Raw genomic sequence first — 19827 nt, 5'->3', positions numbered from 1 at the left:
ATGCCTGATATCGCCAAACTTAGCTACAGCTAAAGACGCATTAAAGAATTGTTCGCGCAATCATTTTTTGTAGTAAAAGGGCTTTGTTTTTATGGTGTTTGAGCGGAATTATGGAGGGGAACCAGGGGTGCATTTACACCCCTAAGTAGAATGTTTAAAGTTTAATGACTTTAGTTTTAGCTAATTTATCATGTAGTGTTTGGCGTTTTTCATTTAAAGCGAATACCAGGTCAAAAAGAATGAATAACGGTAATGCGCTGATGATTAATACAAATAAGAAGGTTCGTATAGCAAAAACGCGTAGAAAACCAACTTTGTCATTGCTTTGCGCATCAACAATTTTAATTTTCATAATTTTTTTACCAATACTTTGCCCATATTTGGTAATAAACACAGCCTGTACAATGAACATCAGCAATGTACAAAAAGAGATAATTTGAATTGTATCTAAAGACACAGGCAATAATGCTGCAAAGTCAGCTTGTGCGCTCTCCATTGCTTGATAGTCAAGACTTAATGAGCTTGCGCGCATTTTTTCTAAAGCCATGAGGACTTTTTCATAATTATCTTGTGCAACAATGTAAATTTGGATACCGACTAAAGGTAACCAAAAAAGTAAATCGATGAGTTTAGCAATTAAGCGTTGATTCACACTTGCTAATTGAAAAGTTGTTTTACTTATATTTGATGATCGTACTTGAGTGGCAGTATTTTGAGTAGTGACTGTTTCAGTGGCTAAAGGTGCTGTTTTAAATTCAGGCTCAAAATAGAGTTTTCCTTGGGTGAGTTCACCCAATGCCTTCCACTCAGTCATGCCTTGATACCAAGCTAAGTCAGTGAGTAAAACTTGTTGGCTACTCAACATTTGATTGACTTGTTCTACGGTATAAGGCCCAGCCTGTTGGTTATTCCGTGCCAAATATATTTGCATAAGACTCTAATCTCTAAAACGTATGTCTAAATCTTTAAGGGGTATTGTAAGGCTTAAAGTGCAACGATGACATTTAAAAGCATTAAAAAAAAGACCCATTACATGAATGGGTCTTTTGTATCATGTTTTCTTATGCTTGTTTAGTCTTTTCTTCTGCAAGAAAGAACCAAGTTTCAAGTACTGAGTCAGGGTTTAAAGATACTGATTCAATGCCTTGTTCCATAAGCCATTTAGCAAGATCAGGATGGTCAGAAGGACCTTGACCACAGATACCTACATATTTACCTGCTTTACGACAAGCATGAATTGCCATTGAAAGAAGTGCTTTCACAGCAGCATCACGTTCATCAAAGAGGTGAGAAACAATACCAGAGTCACGGTCTAAGCCCAGTGTTAACTGAGTTAAGTCATTTGAACCAATTGAGAAACCATCAAAGTGCTCAAGGAACTGTTCAGCCAACAATGCGTTTGTAGGAAGTTCACACATCATGATCACTTTGAGGCCATTTTCGCCACGTTTAAGACCATTTTGTGCAAGAAGTTCAATCACGCGTTTCGCTTCTGAAACTGTACGAACAAATGGAATCATGATTTGGATGTTAGTTAGACCCATTTCATCACGTGCTTTTTTCAAGGCACGGCATTCTAATTCGAAGCAATCGCGGAAGTTATCAGAAACGTAGCGGCTAGCACCACGGAAACCAAGCATTGGGTTTTCTTCTTCAGGTTCGTATAGCTTACCACCGATCAAGTTTGCATATTCGTTTGACTTAAAGTCAGACATACGAACGATGACAGGTTTGTCAGCAAATGCCGCAGCTAAAGTAGAAATACCTTCAACTAATTTCTCAACATAGAATTCAATTGGAGAAGCATAACCAGCAGTACGCGCCATAACAGCAGCACGAGTTTCACGTGGTAGGCTATCAATGTTGAGTAAAGCTTTAGGGTGAACACCGATCATACGGTTAATAATGAACTCAAGACGAGCTAGACCAATACCCGCATTTGGAATTTGAGCAAAGTCAAATGCACGGTCAGGGTTACCAACGTTCATCATGACTTTAAATGGAAGGTTCGGCATTGAGTCAATTGTATTACGTTGTACTTCAAAATCTAAAGCACCTTCATAAATAAACCCAGTATCACCTTCAGCACAAGAAACAGTTACTTCTTGTCCATCTGTAAGTACTTCTGTTGCGTTACCACAACCAACAATCGCAGGTACACCAAGTTCACGTGCGATGATCGCTGCGTGACAAGTACGACCACCACGGTTAGTAATAATCGCAGCAGCACGCTTCATTACTGGTTCCCAATCTGGGTCAGTCATGTCAGACACAAGCACATCACCAGGTTGAACTTTGTTCATTTCTTTAATTGAAGTCACAATACGGACTTTACCTGCACCAATACGTTGACCAATTGAACGGCCTTCGCAAATTACGCTACCTTTTTGTTTAAGGAGGTAACGTTCCATTGTGCCAACATTTTCACGACTTTTAACTGTTTCAGGACGTGCTTGAACGATATAAATTTTGCCATCGTCACCATCTTTTGCCCACTCGATATCCATCGGTGCTTGATAGTGGTTTTCGATGATTAAAGCTTGTTTAGCAAGCTCTTGGAGTTCTTGATCATTAAGCGCAAATTGTTGACGATCAACTTTTTCAACATCAACAATAGTCACTGATTTACCAGCACTACCACTATTGCTGTAAATCATTTTTTGATGTTTTGAACCGAGATTACGACGTAAAACAGCATGTTTGCCTGCTTTAAGTAATGGCTTAGAAACGTAAAATTCATCAGGGTTTACCGCGCCCTGTACCACCATTTCACCCAAACCATAAGATGCAGTAATAAAGACTGCATCACGGAAACCTGTTTCTGTATCTAGGGTAAACATTACACCAGCAGCACCCGTTTCTGAGCGTACCATGCGTTGAACACCAGCAGATAAAGCAACAATGTCGTGAGCAAAGTTTTGATGCACACGATAGGCAATAGCGCGGTCGTTATAAAGAGAGGCGAAAACTTCTTTAATTGCGATTAAGACATTATCAATACCGCGAATATTTAAGAAAGTTTCTTGTTGACCAGCAAAAGATGCATCTGGAAGATCTTCTGCTGTTGCAGATGAACGAACAGCAACTGCAATATCAGGGTTGCCTTTAGCTAAGTCATTAAATGCATCACGCACTTCTTTTTCCAAGGCCGCAGTCAGTGGAGTTTCTACAACCCATTGGCGAATTTTAGCACCTGAGATAGCTAAAGCATCTACATCATCAACATTAAGTTGATTTAATTCAGCTTGAATGCGTGCATTCAAGCCACTTTGTTCAAGAAATTCACGATAAGCATCTGCGGTCGTTGCAAAGCCACCTGGAACAGAAACACCAGCATTCGCTAGGTGACTGATCATTTCTCCAAGTGAAGAGTTTTTACCACCCACGATCTCAACGTCGTGTTTCCCTAGTTTTTCCAGACCGATAACGCGTGCTTCCAAAGTTGTTACTCCACTTATGCAGATATTAATCAATATCTTGGCATGAAAATTTAGCAAATAGACTTAGTGATATATGATTACTAAGCGACAGTCATGTAAGATGGGTTTACTATAAAGATTATATATCGCTAAGACAAATGTTTGGGGAGAATTTTTAATGTCAGAGAGTAAACTCATAAAGCGAAGCGTATTTTTTATATCCGATGGCACCGCAATTACAGCAGAAACTTTAGGTCATTCACTCCTGGCGCAGTTTCCAAACGTGGAATTTGATATTCGCATTATTCCATATATCACGACTGAAGAAGCTGCTATGGAAGTAGTGATTGATATCAATCGCTGTGCGGACCTTGATGGTGAGCCACCACTGGTTTTTGATACGCTGGTTGACCCTTATGTACGCGATATTATTAATACAGCAAATGCAGTGAATCTTGATGTTTTTGAAGGATTAATTAGCAAATTATCTGATATCTTAGAAACACAGCCTACAACTTTAGTCGGACAGACCCATGCGGTTACCGATTCTGAGTACTATAAAGCCAGAATTGATGCTGTTCACTTTGCTTTGGATAATGATGATGGTGCATTAACACGGCACTATGATAAGGCTGATTTAATCTTAATTGGGGTGTCTCGTTCTGGTAAAACCCCAACCTCTATTTATCTGTCATTGCAATTTGGTATACGTGTAGCGAATTATCCTCTAACTGAGGAAGATTTAGATGATAACCGCTTACCTCAGGTATTAAAGGCACACAAAAACAAACTATTTGGACTCATGATTGATGCAGATCGTTTAGTTGCTATTCGCACAGAGCGTAAGGCGAATAGCCGTTATGCAAGTTTTAGTCAATGCCAAATGGAACTTCGTGCGGTAGAAGGTATTTTTATCTCAGAGGGGATTAAATATCTGAATGTGTCAGAAATGTCGATTGAAGAAATATCAACACGTATTTTACAAATGACAGGTTTAAAACGTCGGATTGGCTAATGGATTAAAATAGACGGTCAGTTTCAAACATATTCATTTATTGTTTTGAGGCTGACCGTATTTTTAGAGTGAATTTTGATGAAAATAAAATTAACACTTTTGGCATTTGCTTGTTATTGGCCCATGATTGGTCATGCTGAAAGTTTGTTAGAATTCGAAGATAAATTGATCAAACAATATTATCAGGCAGAAATTACCAGCCGAGTCGAAGCGGATCAATATAATAGTCAAATCGCTGAAGCGATCAGTGCTAGGGTGAAGCGTGATCCTCAAAGCTGGTCTTATACATTTCCTGCTTTAGTCGATAAACATATGTTGGACATTTACTATAGCCCTGATCGCAAAATTAAAATTTACCATATGGATACGTCCAGTGGTGGAACAATGCGTATGTCTGTTAACTTAGCACAGTGGCAAACAGCATCAGGTACTCGAACACAATTGATTGAAGAAGATGCTCTCATTAGAGAAATATATCAAACGTCTCTTGCTGGTCGTGATACATACTTAATTTTATCCCAAGCGGTTGCAAGCAGTTGTGATGGAGTTGCAAATATATCGGCATATCATTTAGCAACCACTAAAATAGTATCTACTGATATTTTTCAAACCAAGAATCAACGTTTGAAAAATATATCTGTACCATTTTATTGTGGCGCATACCCAGATGACAGTCCTCAACTTGCAGATCGGAGAACTATTTCTGAATATTTAATTCGTGTTGATCCTCAATTGCAATATGTAGATATTCGTCTTCTTGATCAAAAGTATGCACCACAAAATAAATACTTACGTTATAAAAAAACTGCATCCACATACCAATATAGCGGTACAGTAAAACCTTAGATTGACTTAACCCTAAGTCTTGAGGCTTAGGGTTAAGGTGTGTGATTTAAAAACTATAATATATTGTGATATATGCCATATCTTTTAAACTTTTATCTTTTGCATTAACAAAAGTGTACTCAGTATAAACCTTAATATCTTTGTTTACTTGGGTGATGAGGCCAATAAATTGATGGTTAACATTATCTTGAGCCGTTGAGTTTAAGACTAGCCGATCTGCTGCAATATAGGGTTGTAATTCATAAAAATAATTGCGATCAAATTTAAAATTATAGCCAGCAAATGCTTCTAAGCCATAACCATCGCCATAGAAATAATTTTGTGGCTGTGGTTCCTGATGAGTAGGTACAAAGTTGTGATAATACGATGCAGTTCCAACGAGATACCATTGATTCGGATTAAATGTAATTGCAGTGCCTAAAATCTGTTGGTTTAGCTGTTTTTCTTCGGTGAGGTTATAAATTTTTGCTTTAGTGTTGCTAAAAGCTGCACTCAGTGTGGTATCAGGTTTAATTGAAAAATCAAGACCTAAACCTGCTCCTGATTGACGCTTATATCGGATGGAATCATCTGCACTTGGAATTGAAGACTCAGGGAAAAGTATATTGGCGTAGAGTTTTAAACGGTCAAACTTTTTGGTGTACATGAGGCTATTTCTAACACGAGTACTTGCACCATCATACTCACCATTAATTCCAAGGGAACTTGGGCTTGCTAGACCATCATTATCCCATACATCACTTTTTATCCCAATTACTGAGTATTGCATACCATATTGCTTGCCATAACTTAAGCGACCTAAAGTTAAATCCTCAATTGCAATATAAGCTTGACGTCGATCATGAGAAGGGGCATTAGGTACATAGTGATCTTCCCAACCTAATATTTTAGGAATATTAATACCGAGCTCATAGTAGCCAGTTAACAGGGTTTCAGGGCTGAGTTCGTAGTCTAAAGTAAAACGTAAGCGACTTGCACCGTCATGTAAATTACGTTGATACTTCTGTTGGTCTCCTGATTTAAAAATCCATTCTGGTCGAAGTTGGCCACCAAACTGAAAACGAATAGGTGAGAGTAGGTCACCAGTCAGTTGCCCTTTTTTGATAATATCCATTTCTGCATGGGCTGTATTTAACATACCATTTGATATAGAAAGAATCATAATATTTAAATATAAACTTTTTCTTTTCATACGTTTCTCAATAATATTTTCTATTTTTAAGCTTATTTTGGTGCGGTTTTGATTAGGGTTTAATTAAATTTGTATTTTATTTAATGTAAAAATAACTATTCACATGATTTTAAAATATTAATTAATGGTATTAGATTTTTTTACTCCTATTGCTTGTTTGTGTTTATTGAAAAATATTTTATTTATCATTTGCTTGTATCCTTTGCTTATTGGGTTTTTTGTGAAAATTTATTATTAATTTAGTCATTAACTCAGTCATTTTTAAATATTGAATGGTATTTTAAAAATATGACAATACTTTTATCTTATATTTTATTTTTCTTAGTATTTGTGTTTATTTATTATTTTAATTTTTAAAGATGAGTGGATAACTTATCTTGATGAAAAAATAAATTTTTTATTTATTTTATTTTATTTTGTTTTATAAAATCACATTAAATTATCTATCTAATGCTAAAAAAACCGAATTTAAGATTCTATTCACGCCTCAATACATAACTTATAGTTATGATTTGTGACTTAAATAATAGGTTTATTGATGGAGTGGTTACAACGAACATTACAACATAGTCCTGAAATTTTACTGTTTCTATCCATTGCAATTGGTTTTTGGATTGGAAAATTTCAGGTTGGGACATTTCAATTTGGTGGTGTAGCTGGGTCGCTTTTAGTGTCAGTTGGACTAAGTTTAATTGGAGTGTCTATAGATCCTGGTGTTAAAGCATTGTTATTTGCTTTATTTATTTATGCAGTTGGTTTTGAAAGTGGTCCGCAATTTTTTAAATCACTTGGTCCAAATTCAATTAAAGAGGTTTTACTGGCTATGTTCATGGCATTAAGTGCTCTGATCGTAGTTTGGTTGATGGCTAGACTTTTTAATTTAGATAAGGGACTAGCTGCAGGATTGGCAGCAGGAGGTATGACACAATCTGCAATCATTGGTACAGCTGGTGATGCACTATCGCATTTAGGCCTTCCTACAGCTCAAGTTCAGCAGTTACAGGCAAATGTAGCAATTGGATATGCAGTGACCTATGTTTTTGGTTCATTGGGCGCAATTATCATTTGTGCAAATATATTACCCAAATTTATGGGACGTGAAATTCGTGATGATGCACTGTTAGCACATTCAGAATTGTTGGCTGGGGCGGTTGAGTTGGCTCCACAACAGGCAATGGCAATGCCTGAGATTATTGGTCGTATCTTTCAAGTTGGCCCAATGGTTGAGGGGCAATCTATTCAAGAATTAGAACTGTGTGTGCAGCACCATGATGCAACTAATCGGATTACAATCGAAAAACTCAAACGTAATGGCCAATTATTAGATATTACACCTGAAATTACTTTAAAACGGAACGATATTGTTTTAGTGGTTGGTCGCTATGCTGATGTGGTGGAAAGTGGTTCATTCATAGGCGTTGAGTTACAGTCTGCCGATGACATGGAATTGGTCATGGAAACGGCTGAAGTCATTTTGCGTAATTCTAAATATATTGGTAGCTCTATAAGGGATTTAGTACAAAACACACCAGCGTATTTGAAGCATGGCATTTATATATTGTCTATTAAACATAATGGTGAAAAGGTTTCGTTAACCAATGGTCATATATTTCAATACGGCGATATAGTCACGATTTATGGAACCCAAAGTGATTTGAAGCGAGTCATTAAAGAGGCAGGAGAAATTTTACCAAGCAGTTTAAAAACAGACTGGTCTACACATGCCGCAGGTATTGTTGTTGGATTATTGATTGGTGCATTAACCGTACATATTGCAGGAATCCCACTGACACTTGGTGCGGGTGGTGGGGCGTTAGTATCTGGTTTATGTTTTGGCTGGATACATAATCGTCACCAGCTACACGGTAATATGCCTTTGGCAGCATCGCAATTATTAAGGGATTTAGGTTTGGCCGGTTTTGTTGCTGCTGTTGGTTTGCAGTCTGGTCTACAAGCTATTCAGACGATCAAAGACAAAGGTTTATCTCTTTTCTTGATTGGTTTGGTTGTGACGATAGTTCCCTTAATACTGAGCATGTTATTTGCTCGATATGTGTTGAAGTATAAAAATGTTGCAGTTTTTGCTGGTGCTCTTGCGGGTGCCCGAAGTGCAAATCCAGCTTTTGGTGCAGTATTAGATAAAGCTGGAAACTCTATTCCTACGGTTCCATTTGCGATTACCTATGCTTTAGCAAATGTTTTTTTAACCTTGCTTGGGCCAGTTATTGTTGGATTGGTCTAAAGATTAACCTTAATAAATATTTATACATTTACTCTAATAATGGATACATTCCAAATGATTAAGACAGATTACACAAAATACTCAAAATTAAGTCCATTTGAATTAAAAGATCAATTGATTGCAATAGCACAAAGTAAAACAGATCGAATGATGTTAAATGCAGGTAGGGGGAATCCCAATTTTCTTGCAACATTACCACGCCGTGCATTTTTTCAGTTAGGATTATTCGCTGCCACTGAAGCAGAGTTTTCCTTTTCATATATGCCAGAAGGTTTAGGGGGATTTCCTCGGCAGAATGGGCTACAACAAAGATTTGATCATTTTGTTTTAAGTAACACCGACCGATCTGGCGTGACATTTTTAGGTAAAGCTTTATCCTATGTTCGAGATCAACTGGGTTTAGATGCAGATGCATTTTTATTGGAAATGGTTGAAGGAGTATTGGGCTGTAATTATCCAGTACCCGATCGAATGTTACATGTTAGCGAATCGATTATTAAGGAATATATCTTTCGTGAAATGGGGGTACATGGTCTAGAGAAAGAAGCGGTGGATTTATTTGCAGTAGAAGGAGGAACTGCTGCAATGGCCTATATTTTTAACTCTTTAAAACAAAATAAAATCATAGACTATGGTGATAAAATTGCGCTTGGTGTACCGATTTTCACGCCTTATCTTGAAATACCTGAACTTAATGACTACCAATTAAAACAAGTATTCATTCATGCCGATCCTAAACAAGGATGGCAATATCCAGAAGCAGAGTTACGTAAACTCGAAGATCCAACGATTAAAGCATTTTTTTTGGTTAATCCTAGTAATCCGCCTTCGGTAAAAATGAGTGATGAAAACTTAGTTATTTTGGCAGATATTATCAAAAAGCGCCCTGATCTTATTATCTTAACGGATGATGTTTATGGGACATTTGCAGATAATTTTAAATCTTTATTTGCACTATGTCCTAATAATACAATCTTGGTTTATTCTTTCTCTAAATACTTTGGTGCAACTGGGTGGCGTTTAGGGATTATCGCCTTGAGCAAAGATAATATTATTGATGAAAAGATTGCTGATTTATCAGCTGAAGATCAGTTTGCATTGGAAAAGCGTTATAGTTCTTTAACAACAGACCCAAGCTGTATTCGGTTTATTGATAGAATGGTTGCCGATAGTCGAAATGTAGCTTTAAATCATACAGCTGGGTTGTCTACACCACAGCAAGTGCAGATGGTTTTATTTGCATTGTTTAATATGATGGATTCACAACAATATTATAAAAAAGCAGTCCAATCTGTGGTTCGAGAACGTGATTTAGCCTTATATCGTCAGTTGGGCACAACAGCACCCCAAGATTGTAATTCGATAAACTATTACACATTGGTTGATTTGGAAAACACTTCACGGGAGCTTTATGGTCATGATTTTGCTGATTGGGTGATGAAAACAAAAGTACCAGCTGAATTGCTATTTCGTGTTGCTGATGAAACTGGAATTGTTTTATTACCAGGCTCAGGCTTTGCAGTAGAACATCCTTCTGCGAGAGCTTCATTGGCAAATTTAAATGCTTATCAGTATGCAGCAATAGGCCGATCATTGAGAAAATTTGCTGATGATGCCTATCAAGAGTATCTAGCAACATCAATAGCAACAGTTGATTAATTGAGTTGAAGTAAAAAGGGGCTAAGCCTCTTTTTACTCATTATTTTTTGCGGCTTAAAAACTAACAGGCATATAGGTATAAACCAAACCATATACCAATGCTGCGGTTAAGGTTGCCACAACAATTTTCTTAAAAGCAAAATAAATTACAGTTAAAACAATGAATCCAGCTAACATGGCAAAGCTTTTATCAGGGTTTTCTAAAAGAGGTGGTAACGTCGCTACAACGAGCATCGCACTGATTGCTGAAATTCCAATTGAACCTAATGCAATTTTGATCCACATTGCCCCCCTTTGATCATTTTTTTTATGCATTTTTTGAATGAAAAAAAATGGACCAAAGCGTGAAGCGAAGTTTGCAATCCCTACAATAATCCCTACCAAGATAATTTCAATATTCATGAATGTTCACCAGTTGGTTTATTTCGGTCAATGAGATAATGTTTAATAAGACCAGCCACAATTCCTGAACTAATACCAACAAATATTGCTGTGGAGAGTCCAAGTAGATAACAAGTTAGGCCTGTAATGCAAAGTACAACGGATACAACGAAGTAATGTTTTTTTTCAAAGGCAGCAAGTAAGAAACTTAGGAATAGTGCTGGTAACAAGAAGTCTAGGGCTGCTTGTAGAAAAGCGGGTAGGTACTGAATTTGGTTTGCAAAAATTCCCCCTAAAAATGATCCCATGCTCCAAGATAACCAGCTAAATAAACTTAAGCCAAGCATCCACGCTTCAGACCATTGTTGACGGCGTTGTGATAACTGAATCATACCACTGGCAAAGACTTCATCAGTGAGTCCCCATGACCAAAGTGCAGTGGTTTTTAAATTGAGTTTGTCTTGTATGAGATTGACTAATGCAGGACCATAGAGCAAATGTCTGATATCAAGTGCAATAACAGTAAGGGCAGTCATCCAAATGGAAGTGCCACTGGCCAATAAGGCAACCACCAAAAATTGGCTGGCACCTGCATACATGGTACATGAAAGGAATAAAGCCTCCCATGCACTAAAACCAAACTGTTGAGCAGAAACACCAAAGGCAAATGATACAGGTAAATAAGTAAAGATAATGACTTGGCTGTCTTTAGCGCCTTGCCAAAATTGGGCAACACGATTATTTGCAGCACTTGTGTGATGTGACACCGTACACCTGTTAATTGATTGGGTTATTTATAACAACTATTTGTGTTGCAACTTATTGATACAATGACAAAATACAAAAAATAATTCTATGTGTTAAATCAATGAGTAATTCGTAAACAGTCACTAAACAGGTTGAGAATTATAACTGAATTGCATAGCATAGTGAGCAATTGTTTAATTATTGATGTGATACTCATGAAACTTTTGCAATTGCGTTTTGTGGCTGTTACTGCGGTGTTATTTGGCAGTATGTTTTTACAAGCCTGTGGGCAGAACGAGCAGCAGCAAAAGGTTGAAATTAAGGCTGCACCCAAAATGAGTAATGATGCAACGACTTATGCTAACAAGGCATGGTTGTTGATCAATGAGGCGGATGCTTATGTTTATCGTAAGCAATTGAATTTAATTGAAAGTCAGGTGCGCCAACCTGTGCGAAAATTAAGTACAGATTGGAGAATTAATGTCAAAATGACAGACTCGGTGACTGAGGGTAAATATGCACTTTGTCGTAAGGCATTAACCAGTCTAGATGTTTGGGCACGTGCAGTATTGGATAAAGAACGTAATATTGGTCAAAAACAAGCAGATTATGAACGTGATAAAGCACAGTGTAGAGATGCTTTAGCGCAACCTAATTTAGGGAATACCTCTCCCAAGTCGGGTTAATGATGCTGGACTTATGTTGAACAAAAAACACGCCTTTGAAAGGCGTGTTTTTTAACTAAAGTGATGCGACTAGAAAAGTGGCATTACTGTAGTGCTTAGACATTAAAGCGGAAATGCAATACATCACCATCTTGAACAATGTATGTTTTTCCTTCTAAGCGCCATTTGCCAGCTTCTTTGGCACCAGCTTCACCATTAAATTGGATAAAGTCATTGTAAGCAATACATTCGGCACGAATGAAGCCTTTCTCAAAATCAGTGTGAATAACACCTGCTGCTTGAGGTGCAGTTGCACCAATTTTAACAGTCCAAGCGCGAACTTCTTGTACACCAGCCGTGAAATAGGTTTGTAAACCAAGAAGACTATAACCCGCACGAATAACGACATTTAGACCAGGTTCTTGCATACCCATTGCATCTAAAAATTCAGCACGTTCATCTTCTTCAAGTAAAGAGATTTCAGCTTCAATTTGGTTGCAAAGAGGTACAACAATAGCATTTTCTTCTTCAGCTAATTTACGTACTGCATCTAGATGAGGGTTGTTTTCAAAGCCATCTTCAGCAACGTTAGCGATATACATTGTTGGTTTGAGGGTAAGTAAACCATAGCCACGCAGGAGTTTACGCTCATCATCAGAAAGATCAGCTGCACGGGCTGGTTTACCTTCATTAAGCAAAGGTAAGATTGTTTCTAGTACGGCTTTAACCGCAACAGCTTCTTTATCGCCACCTTTTGCACTTTTGCTTAAGCGAGTTAGAGATTTAGTTACTGTTTCTAAGTCTGAAAGTGCAAGCTCTGTATTGATGGTTGCAATGTCATCTAATGGATCAATTTTACCATTTACATGGATAACGTTTTCATCTTCAAAGCAACGTACAACATGGGCAATTGCATCAGTTTCACGAATATTGGCTAGAAATTGGTTACCTAAACCTTCACCTTTAGATGCACCAGCAACTAAACCCGCAATATCTACGAATTCCATAGTTGTTGGTAAAATTCGTTGTGGTTTTACTATTGCAGAGAGTTTATCTAAACGCTCATCTGGTACAGGTACAATTCCTGTATTCGGCTCAATTGTACAAAATGGGAAGTTTTCAGCAGCAATTGCAGCTTTAGTTAATGCATTGAAAAGGGTAGATTTACCAACGTTTGGTAAGCCGACGATGCCACAATTAAAACCCATGAACTGACTCACTAAAAAATGTCATAAAATTGCCGACGATTTTACATGAAAGCGCCGTGTAGGGGAATGAATAGCATCAGTAAAAGCACGGATGCTATTTTTATTTGTGAAAATAGATTATTTATTCATCATTGTTATGGCGAGATGAACTATTGATCATGCGGTTTAGCAGATGATCTTTTAAAATAAAGTGGTGGAAAAGTGCAGCTGCAGCATGCAATCCAATCAGTGTAATGAAGACTTGTCCAAGAAGTTCGTGGAAAGGGGCAATCAAGGCATATGATTGCATGCTTTGTAACAAAGGAATTGACCAAGTAAATAGACTGTATTGAGTTGTTAAACTCGAAAGTGCCAGCCAGCCAATAAATGGAACGAGGAGTAAGCTTATATAGAGTAGAACTTTCATGAGCTTAGCTAATTTTAATTGTAAGGGTGAAATAAGTGCTGGTGAAGGAAGATTTTTTTTGTGTATATAGATCAATAAAAGGCGGATGATTGCCAAGACAAAAATAACAATACCTCCAGTCACATGTATTGAGCCGATTATTCCGGTGTGAGTTGGGTTACCTCCACTAAAATAAACGGTCAATACCAATAAAAATAATAGCCAATGTAAAAATATAATGGATTTGGGATAGGTACTATTATTCATGTTGATCTATCAAAGATTAGAGGTCTAACATTTAAACGCATATTTCTTAATTTTATATTAATTGAATTTTACTATTGCGATAGGTTTGACTCAGTATTTTTGTTGTGCTTTCCCCATTCGCACATTAGGTCCAATATTGGGATAAGGGATTGGCCACGGTCCGAAAGCTTGTATTCAACTTTTGGTGGTATTTGTGGGTATTCAGTACGAATAATAAGTTGGTCTTTTTCCATTTCTTTTAAAGTATTACTCAAAGTACGAAAAGAAATATTCGCTATGCAGCGTTGTAACTCATTAAAGCGCATGACTTGTTTATAGTTAGCCAACCAATACATGATAATCATTTTGTATTTACCATTAATTAATGACAGCGTGTAACCAAAATCTGTATCTGCTAATAGGGTATTCGGTGCTACGCATTTGTTCATCAATAATTACCTATACTATCTTTTAGTATAGTATATAACATTAATTACCGTACTTATAATTATGAAAGCATAATTTTATACTGCATAGCATAATGATATTGATCGTGTAGAGCTGTGAAATGAAGAAAATTTTAGTGATAGTTGCTCATCCAAATATTGAACAATCAACAGTAAATAAGCGTTGGGTGGCTGAATTGTTAAAAAGCCCTGAATTGTTTACTGTGCATGAGCTATATAAGACCTATCCAAATGGAAAAATAGATATTTTGGCAGAACAAGAACGAATCGAAGCGCACCAGCACCTGATTATTCAATTTCCTTTGTATTGGTTTAATTGTCCACCTTTATTGAAACAGTGGTTAGATGATGTGTTGAGTTATGGCTGGGCCTATGGTTCATCTGGTGATCGCTTAAAGCAAAAGAAAATCATGTTGGCTGTTTCTGCAGGAATAAAAGAAGATGAATTTTCAAATACAGGGAGTTACCAATTAAGCTTAGAGCAAATCTTGAATCCATTTAAATTGACTGCACTATATACGCAAGCGGATTATCAGCCGATCTATGCGTTTTATGATGCGGAAAATCAGCCAGAGGCACAACGGGTTGATCAAAGTGCATTAGACTATGTTATTCGCCTCAAGAAATTGATTGAGCTTGATCTTGCTTAGTACTGCTTAAATAGTGTTTACTGGCTCGTAATATATTGTTTAATAATTGAAATTGGAGCAGCGCAGTCTGAAAAGTAAAGCTGGTCTTGGAATAAGAGAGGCAGTGCAACTTGCGCAGCTGTGTTGCTCAGGTATGCTCCATGATAGGAATATAAATTCGGCACAGAATATTCTTCTTAGGAAACAGTGTTTCTCGGGTCATGAGAATCTAGTAGGGGGAATCTTAGTTCTTTAGGTTGGAGAGGAGATCAAATTAAGTCGCTTCAGGTATAAAAGCTCATTGTAATTATAAAATTGCCCGATTAAAGTAGGCTACATAAGCTAAACTTAGCTGCTATTTTGATGATTAAAAATATTATGGAGATGAAATGCGTATACTTTACCAATTTCCGTTGTCGCACTATTGTGAAAAAGCGCGCTGGATTTTGGATTATAAACAACTAAATTATGTTGCGCATAATCTTATTCCTGGAGTGCATCGTGCTTTTGCACAGTTGAAAACGGGACAAGGAACATTACCCATTTTAAAAGATCAGGGAAATTGGATTGCTGATTCTACCTTAATTGCTTTGTATTTAGATGAACACTATCCTGAACATCCGCTATTAAAATCAAATCAGTATTTGCGAGATCAGGCATTAGAGACCAATTTATTGGCAACGACATTAGGAGAACATGTACGTCGTTGGGGTTTGGCGCATTCTTTATCTAAAAGTGACGAATCCTTAGAAATTATGATTGGTGAAAAAGGATATTTACGTCAATTCGAAAAGTTTTCTAAGCCAATTTTAAAAAGTTTGGTGACTAAAAATTATCAATTAAATGATGAAAATGTACAGGCATCAAAATTACAAATAGATAATATCGTTGCACAATTAAATCAACAACTACTGGAAAATGGTGGAAAATATTTAATTGGTGCGCGATTAGGTTTGGCAGATATCGCCGTGTGTTCTATGTTGGCGCCATTACTTGAACTTGAGTCAACACCATGGGAAAAAGAATTTGGTGCAGAATCATCGGAGCAGTTTGAGTTATATAAAGCTGAACTGTTATCACTGCCGTTGGGGCAATATGTAAAACGCACTTATGCGAATGAACGTAATGCGCGAGTTGACTGGCGTGGTGTTTAAATGATGGTGGTATGGCCACTCAATGTGGCCAATAAGCATGAAACACACTCCAGATAGCCTAAGCGGATTAAAAATATGCTTCTGTTCTAAAATTTCATTTAGGCGACTTGAATATATAAAAATAGCTCAAAATGCCGATTTCTAGGTAAATATAAATGATAAAAAACCTTAAATAAGAAAAAAATACTGTATATATTGTTAAAAAGAGAAAATTTTTTAAAAATGAGTGCGAAAAAGCATGAATTGAGGGAAATAATTAATGCTGAGTATTGTTACCTTATACATCAAGGGTGAGACGGGGATCGAAGAGAGTAAGTTTAGCAAAATTTGGGAGAAGGGCGCTAAACATACCCACAAGGTCTCGATTCGGCTTAGGACGCTATAGACCAAGAGTTTATAGGCACAGGCTCTGACTTACAAAGTTATGGTTGTTGAAGTGAAACATGTTGTTTTCCCTTGACCCCTTAAAAATTTTTCAGAATAAAATTTAAAATAAATTTTCTAATATCTTGCAGTTAAATATAAGAATTATTTCAGATAAATGATTATTTTCTACTAGAAGTAAATAGCCTAAGTTAATCTATTGTTTTCTCAAAAAGATCCACTGTTGAGTTTGGTATTAACACAAGTTAATCTCAATTCAATCTAAATGATTTTGATCGCCTTATGAGTCAACCTATATTAAGAGTATTTCTTGTTGTTGGTGAAAGCTGTGAAACAGAAGCATACGCACTTAGAGCTATCCTAGAATATTTTCAAATTCAAGTAACAACACGTTGGATTGGTCGACCTAATGATTTCATTGATATTATTTCTGCTAAAGAATGTTTGAAAGATATAGATTATTTACTTTTGAGCTTTCATGGCGATGAACAGCGTTTTTGTATGCCAAAACTTGGATCAGAGATTTATACACAGAACGAACCAAGATCAAAATTTTTTACAGCCAAAGACTTAGAAAAATTCGCTACTTTCGACCAATTAAAAGTCATTGCAACGGGGTGTACATTAGGGGCAGAACAGTTGGCAAAAGTGATGCTCAAAGCAGGTGCTAAGAAATATCTTGCTCCAATCGACTATGTTGACGGAAATGCGAGTTTAATGTTTTTGACTCAGTTTTTCTACCATTTAACATTGGGTGATTCAACACGTAAAGCATGGCGCAAAGCAGCTAAACTAAACAAAGAAACTCAGTTGTATCATCTATATGAGACTCAGGGTAAATAGCCAATAAGCATTGCTTTACGTCCATTCTTATTTCGTTGTTTTCTTGATTGTCAGCGCATTTGCTTTGTGGTCAAGAACGACATTAGGAAAATAGTTATCATCTTCAATAATTGGGCGGTAAATAGGTGCCTGATGAGTGTCTATCACTAATTTAGAATGGAATATTTGTGTTTCTGACTGCTTGAAGATGTGTTGACTAATTCTAAGCTGTTGGATTTTAGATTGCGCCTGAGTGTTTGAACGTATTTTAGCCACTTGTTGATGATAATCATGAACTGCTTGTAGGCTAGGTTGAGGCACTAAACACTGAATTGGAACTGCATAGAGGTCTTGTGCTATTTCTTGTACTGTTCCAAGAACATAACAACTTTTAAACATTGAACTGATTTGGTCTATTTCCTGATTGATAACATCAAGCATGCTTTTGGCTGTAGTGCCTGTTAAACCTTGTGTGTTGATTTCTCTTAAATGCTGGGCAAGACCCTGTTTGGGGATGGGAGCTAATATGGGAGCCGTATCCTGACTTTGCTTGGAGTTGACTATAAGCTCTGCCAAAGTATTTATATTCTCTGTAGCATGTGGATCATTTAAGATCTGCATCTTGATCACATGACGTGCAATATCTAACATTCGCGCTTGATCAATTTCAGCAGCTATAACTGGATTTGAACATATTAAGCTGCCAATACAGCATAATTTAAGTAAAGATCGTAAGGAACATGTCATATTAAAAATAAAAATGATAGCAGTACATAAAGTAAAGTTTAAACTATTACGAAGAAGATGTTTGTCTGTATTTTTCTTGGAAAGTACATCTAGAATAAGCATGAAATGAAGTGGTAACTTGTCATTATTTAGCTTTATAACAAGAACTGAGAAAAGCCTGTATTTTGTAAAGTAAGTTATATTAAATTTTTATGAATTTATTTTTTATTTTTAGCTTAAATTTCGAAAGATATAAATGATAAATATTATAAACTAGAGAAAATATATTAGATATCTTTTATATTGCGCAAAAAAATATAAAAAATACTGGAAATATAATGATATTAGGGAAATAATTATTCCAAGATGTTGTTAACTTATACGTCAAGGGTGTGATGGGGATCGAAAAGAGTTGTTAGTCCATTTGGGAGAAAGGTACTAACATTATCCAAAAGATCTTGATTCGGCTTAGGACGCTATAGACCAAAAGTTTATAGGCACATGCTATAGGTTACAAACGTATAGTTGTTGAAGTAAACAATGTGTTTTCCCTTGACCCTTAAAAAATTGCACAGCCAATGATAATAAGATCGAGTACTTTGACATTTAGTTCGCTATGATTGCTAATAGAGCATTACAGGACAAGATTATGAAACTCGACCGTTTTGATAAACAAATTCTTGAAATTTTAAGTCATGAAGAAATCAATTTAAATGAATTATCCGAACGCATTAATTTGTCTGTAAGTTCTGTACATCGCCGTATTAAAAACCTAATTGATTGTAATGTTATGGCCGATTTAAAGAGGCAGATTAACTATGAAAAACTAGGCTTCAAATTACATGTTATTTTACAGGTATCATTAAGTAAACATGATAGTGAAAGTTTTGCTGCATTTTTGGAAGAACTAGAACAAATTCCTGAAGTCATTAATGCATTCTTAGTTACCGGTCAGACAGCAGATTTTTTAGTGGAAGTCATTGCGAAAGATATGGAAAACTATAGTGACATTCTATTAAAGCGTATGGGTAAAATCGAGCACGTAGTCGCGCTACATTCTAGTTTTGTAATTAAAGAATATAACGTATTAAATTGTGGTGCTTTATTGGGGGCACTTTAATTTAAAGGAGGTAAAAGATGTCTTTTATTACACAAAAAATATCTCATGACGATATTGACCATCTCCTTGTTAGCCACTTTCGCTATGCTGGATTTGGGGTGAGATTGCTAGCAAGCCTGATTGATCTATTTTTATATCTCGTTATTTTACTGCCTATCGGCTTGCTCTTTGATAGCACGACGTATGCAGATAGTACGTCATACAGTCAAACAGAATTGATTCTTCAGTTTGCAGCTGCAGTTGTTTATATTTTTTGTTGGATGTACTTTGCCGCTACACCTGGAAAAGTATTAATGGGACTTAAAGTTTTAGATGCAGAAACTGGGAAAAATATAACGTTTAGTCAAGGTGTCATTCGATACTTAGGATATTTTGTTTCTGCTTTGGTTTTTTGTTTGGGGTATTTTTGGATTTTTTTTGATAGCAAAAAACAAGCTTGGCATGACAAGATGGCTAAAACGGTCGTAGTGCAAGAAATAGATTAAAGTGATCTCTAAAATATGTAGTGTCTGAGAAGACA

19 protein-coding genes are annotated in these 19827 nt (G+C 36.5%); 10 read left to right on the top strand and 9 right to left on the bottom strand.

Features of this window, described 5'->3' with window-relative positions; all coding sequences use genetic code 11:
* Positions 1–154 precede the first annotated feature (154 nt).
* The gene (locus RFH42_RS04765; RefSeq protein WP_308974443.1) at positions 155–931 is read right to left on the bottom strand and encodes an RDD family protein; all 777 of its coding nucleotides are present in this window, start codon (positions 929–931) and stop codon (positions 155–157) included.
* A 130-nt stretch (positions 932–1061) separates the two neighbouring features.
* Positions 1062–3440, bottom strand: coding sequence for a phosphoenolpyruvate synthase (gene ppsA, locus RFH42_RS04760; RefSeq protein ID WP_308974442.1), 2379 nt, complete (start codon positions 3438–3440; stop codon positions 1062–1064).
* A 157-nt stretch (positions 3441–3597) separates the two neighbouring features.
* On the opposite strand from ppsA, the gene ppsR reads away from it, so the two are divergent.
* Together ppsR and RFH42_RS04750 are read left to right on the top strand one after the other, a co-directional pair.
* Positions 3598–4434, top strand: coding sequence for a posphoenolpyruvate synthetase regulatory kinase/phosphorylase PpsR (gene ppsR, locus RFH42_RS04755; protein WP_308974441.1), 837 nt, complete (start codon positions 3598–3600; stop codon positions 4432–4434).
* 78 nt (positions 4435–4512) lie between these two features.
* Complete coding sequence (locus tag RFH42_RS04750) at positions 4513–5280, top strand: hypothetical protein (RefSeq protein ID WP_308974440.1); 768 nt, start codon at positions 4513–4515, stop codon at positions 5278–5280.
* Positions 5281–5326: 46 nt separating this feature from the next.
* On the opposite strand, the gene RFH42_RS04745 is transcribed toward RFH42_RS04750, so the two are convergent.
* A complete protein-coding gene (locus RFH42_RS04745; RefSeq protein WP_308974438.1) occupies positions 5327–6472 on the bottom strand; it encodes a porin in 1146 nt (381 codons plus the stop codon).
* Positions 6473–7007: 535 nt separating this feature from the next.
* Between RFH42_RS04745 and aspT the strand changes: the two genes are divergently transcribed.
* Together aspT and RFH42_RS04735 are read left to right on the top strand one after the other, a co-directional pair.
* Positions 7008–8714 (top strand): aspartate-alanine antiporter, encoded by a 1707-nt coding sequence (gene aspT / locus RFH42_RS04740; RefSeq protein WP_308974436.1) that lies wholly within the window; start codon positions 7008–7010, stop codon positions 8712–8714.
* Positions 8715–8768: 54 nt separating this feature from the next.
* The gene (locus tag RFH42_RS04735; RefSeq protein WP_308974434.1) at positions 8769–10373 is read left to right on the top strand and encodes a bifunctional aspartate transaminase/aspartate 4-decarboxylase; all 1605 of its coding nucleotides are present in this window, start codon (positions 8769–8771) and stop codon (positions 10371–10373) included.
* A 54-nt stretch (positions 10374–10427) separates the two neighbouring features.
* On the opposite strand, the gene ygaH is transcribed toward RFH42_RS04735, so the two are convergent.
* Together ygaH and RFH42_RS04725 are read right to left on the bottom strand one after the other, a co-directional pair.
* Positions 10428–10775, bottom strand: a complete 348-nt coding sequence (gene ygaH / locus RFH42_RS04730) for an L-valine transporter subunit YgaH (protein WP_308974433.1) — start codon at positions 10773–10775, stop codon at positions 10428–10430.
* Entirely contained in the window at positions 10772–11521 is a 750-nt protein-coding gene (locus tag RFH42_RS04725) for an AzlC family ABC transporter permease (RefSeq protein WP_308974432.1), read from the bottom strand. Before RFH42_RS04725 ends, ygaH begins: the two co-directional genes overlap by 4 nt.
* A 195-nt stretch (positions 11522–11716) precedes the next feature.
* Here RFH42_RS04725 and RFH42_RS04720 point away from each other — a divergent pair, with 195 nt between their 5' ends.
* Entirely contained in the window at positions 11717–12187 is a 471-nt protein-coding gene (locus RFH42_RS04720) for a hypothetical protein (RefSeq protein ID WP_308974431.1), read from the top strand.
* 95 nt (positions 12188–12282) lie between these two features.
* On the opposite strand, the gene ychF is transcribed toward RFH42_RS04720, so the two are convergent.
* The 3 genes from ychF to RFH42_RS04705 all read right to left on the bottom strand — a co-directional run bounded on the left by ychF (position 12283) and on the right by RFH42_RS04705 (position 14454).
* Positions 12283–13374 (bottom strand): redox-regulated ATPase YchF, encoded by a 1092-nt coding sequence (ychF, locus tag RFH42_RS04715; RefSeq protein ID WP_308974430.1) that lies wholly within the window; start codon positions 13372–13374, stop codon positions 12283–12285.
* 121 nt (positions 13375–13495) lie between these two features.
* Entirely contained in the window at positions 13496–14026 is a 531-nt protein-coding gene (locus RFH42_RS04710) for a cytochrome b (RefSeq protein WP_308974429.1), read from the bottom strand.
* 71 nt (positions 14027–14097) lie between these two features.
* On the bottom strand, positions 14098–14454 hold the full coding sequence (locus tag RFH42_RS04705) for a winged helix-turn-helix transcriptional regulator (protein ID WP_308974428.1): 357 nt from the start codon (positions 14452–14454) through the stop codon (positions 14098–14100).
* 119 nt (positions 14455–14573) lie between these two features.
* On the opposite strand from RFH42_RS04705, the gene RFH42_RS04700 reads away from it, so the two are divergent.
* From RFH42_RS04700 to RFH42_RS04690, 3 genes are all read left to right on the top strand, one after another.
* The gene (locus tag RFH42_RS04700) at positions 14574–15122 is read left to right on the top strand and encodes an NAD(P)H-dependent oxidoreductase (RefSeq protein ID WP_308974427.1); all 549 of its coding nucleotides are present in this window, start codon (positions 14574–14576) and stop codon (positions 15120–15122) included.
* Positions 15123–15490: 368 nt separating this feature from the next.
* Positions 15491–16255, top strand: a complete 765-nt coding sequence (locus tag RFH42_RS04695; RefSeq protein ID WP_308974426.1) for a glutathione S-transferase family protein — start codon at positions 15491–15493, stop codon at positions 16253–16255.
* 666 nt (positions 16256–16921) lie between these two features.
* Complete coding sequence (locus tag RFH42_RS04690) at positions 16922–17482, top strand: delta-aminolevulinic acid dehydratase (protein ID WP_308974425.1); 561 nt, start codon at positions 16922–16924, stop codon at positions 17480–17482.
* Between the two features lie 27 nt (positions 17483–17509).
* Here the strand turns inward: RFH42_RS04690 and RFH42_RS04685 are convergent, their stop codons facing one another.
* Positions 17510–18112: a hypothetical protein gene (locus RFH42_RS04685; protein WP_308974424.1), complete on the bottom strand. Its 603-nt coding sequence runs from the start codon at positions 18110–18112 to the stop codon at positions 17510–17512.
* A 724-nt stretch (positions 18113–18836) separates the two neighbouring features.
* On the opposite strand from RFH42_RS04685, the gene RFH42_RS04680 reads away from it, so the two are divergent.
* Positions 18837–19307 carry an Lrp/AsnC family transcriptional regulator gene (locus RFH42_RS04680; protein WP_308974423.1) on the top strand — a complete coding sequence of 157 codons (471 nt, stop codon included), beginning with the start codon at positions 18837–18839 and terminating at the stop codon, positions 19305–19307.
* A 17-nt stretch (positions 19308–19324) separates the two neighbouring features.
* Positions 19325–19792, top strand: a complete 468-nt coding sequence (locus tag RFH42_RS04675) for an RDD family protein (protein WP_308974422.1) — start codon at positions 19325–19327, stop codon at positions 19790–19792.
* Positions 19793–19827 lie beyond the last annotated feature (35 nt).

This window comes from Acinetobacter rudis, assembly GCF_031157835.1.
GTDB classification, from domain to species: domain Bacteria; phylum Pseudomonadota; class Gammaproteobacteria; order Pseudomonadales; family Moraxellaceae; genus Acinetobacter; species Acinetobacter rudis_A.
Note: the sequence above shows the minus strand (reverse complement) of the source record. Positions and strands in the feature narration are given on the sequence as shown.

Bases quoted from the DNA above. Each gene is read 5' to 3' on its own strand.
- RFH42_RS04765 (WP_308974443.1), bottom strand. From the start codon at position 931: ATGCAAATATATTTGGCACGGAATAACCAACAGGCTGGGCCTTATACC.
- ppsR (WP_308974441.1), top strand. From the start codon at position 3,598: ATGTCAGAGAGTAAACTCATAAAGCGAAGCGTATTTTTTATATCCGAT.
- RFH42_RS04750 (WP_308974440.1), top strand. From the start codon at position 4,513: ATGAAAATAAAATTAACACTTTTGGCATTTGCTTGTTATTGGCCCATG.
- RFH42_RS04745 (WP_308974438.1), bottom strand. From the start codon at position 6,472: ATGAAAAGAAAAAGTTTATATTTAAATATTATGATTCTTTCTATATCA.
- RFH42_RS04735 (WP_308974434.1), top strand. From the start codon at position 8,769: ATGATTAAGACAGATTACACAAAATACTCAAAATTAAGTCCATTTGAA.
- ygaH (WP_308974433.1), bottom strand. From the start codon at position 10,775: ATGAATATTGAAATTATCTTGGTAGGGATTATTGTAGGGATTGCAAAC.
- RFH42_RS04720 (WP_308974431.1), top strand. From the start codon at position 11,717: ATGAAACTTTTGCAATTGCGTTTTGTGGCTGTTACTGCGGTGTTATTT.
- ychF (WP_308974430.1), bottom strand. From the start codon at position 13,374: ATGGGTTTTAATTGTGGCATCGTCGGCTTACCAAACGTTGGTAAATCT.
- RFH42_RS04710 (WP_308974429.1), bottom strand. From the start codon at position 14,026: ATGAATAATAGTACCTATCCCAAATCCATTATATTTTTACATTGGCTA.
- RFH42_RS04705 (WP_308974428.1), bottom strand. From the start codon at position 14,454: ATGAACAAATGCGTAGCACCGAATACCCTATTAGCAGATACAGATTTT.
- RFH42_RS04700 (WP_308974427.1), top strand. From the start codon at position 14,574: ATGAAGAAAATTTTAGTGATAGTTGCTCATCCAAATATTGAACAATCA.
- RFH42_RS04695 (WP_308974426.1), top strand. From the start codon at position 15,491: ATGCGTATACTTTACCAATTTCCGTTGTCGCACTATTGTGAAAAAGCG.
- RFH42_RS04690 (WP_308974425.1), top strand. From the start codon at position 16,922: ATGAGTCAACCTATATTAAGAGTATTTCTTGTTGTTGGTGAAAGCTGT.
- RFH42_RS04685 (WP_308974424.1), bottom strand. From the start codon at position 18,112: ATGTTAGATATTGCACGTCATGTGATCAAGATGCAGATCTTAAATGAT.
- RFH42_RS04680 (WP_308974423.1), top strand. From the start codon at position 18,837: ATGAAACTCGACCGTTTTGATAAACAAATTCTTGAAATTTTAAGTCAT.
- RFH42_RS04675 (WP_308974422.1), top strand. From the start codon at position 19,325: ATGTCTTTTATTACACAAAAAATATCTCATGACGATATTGACCATCTC.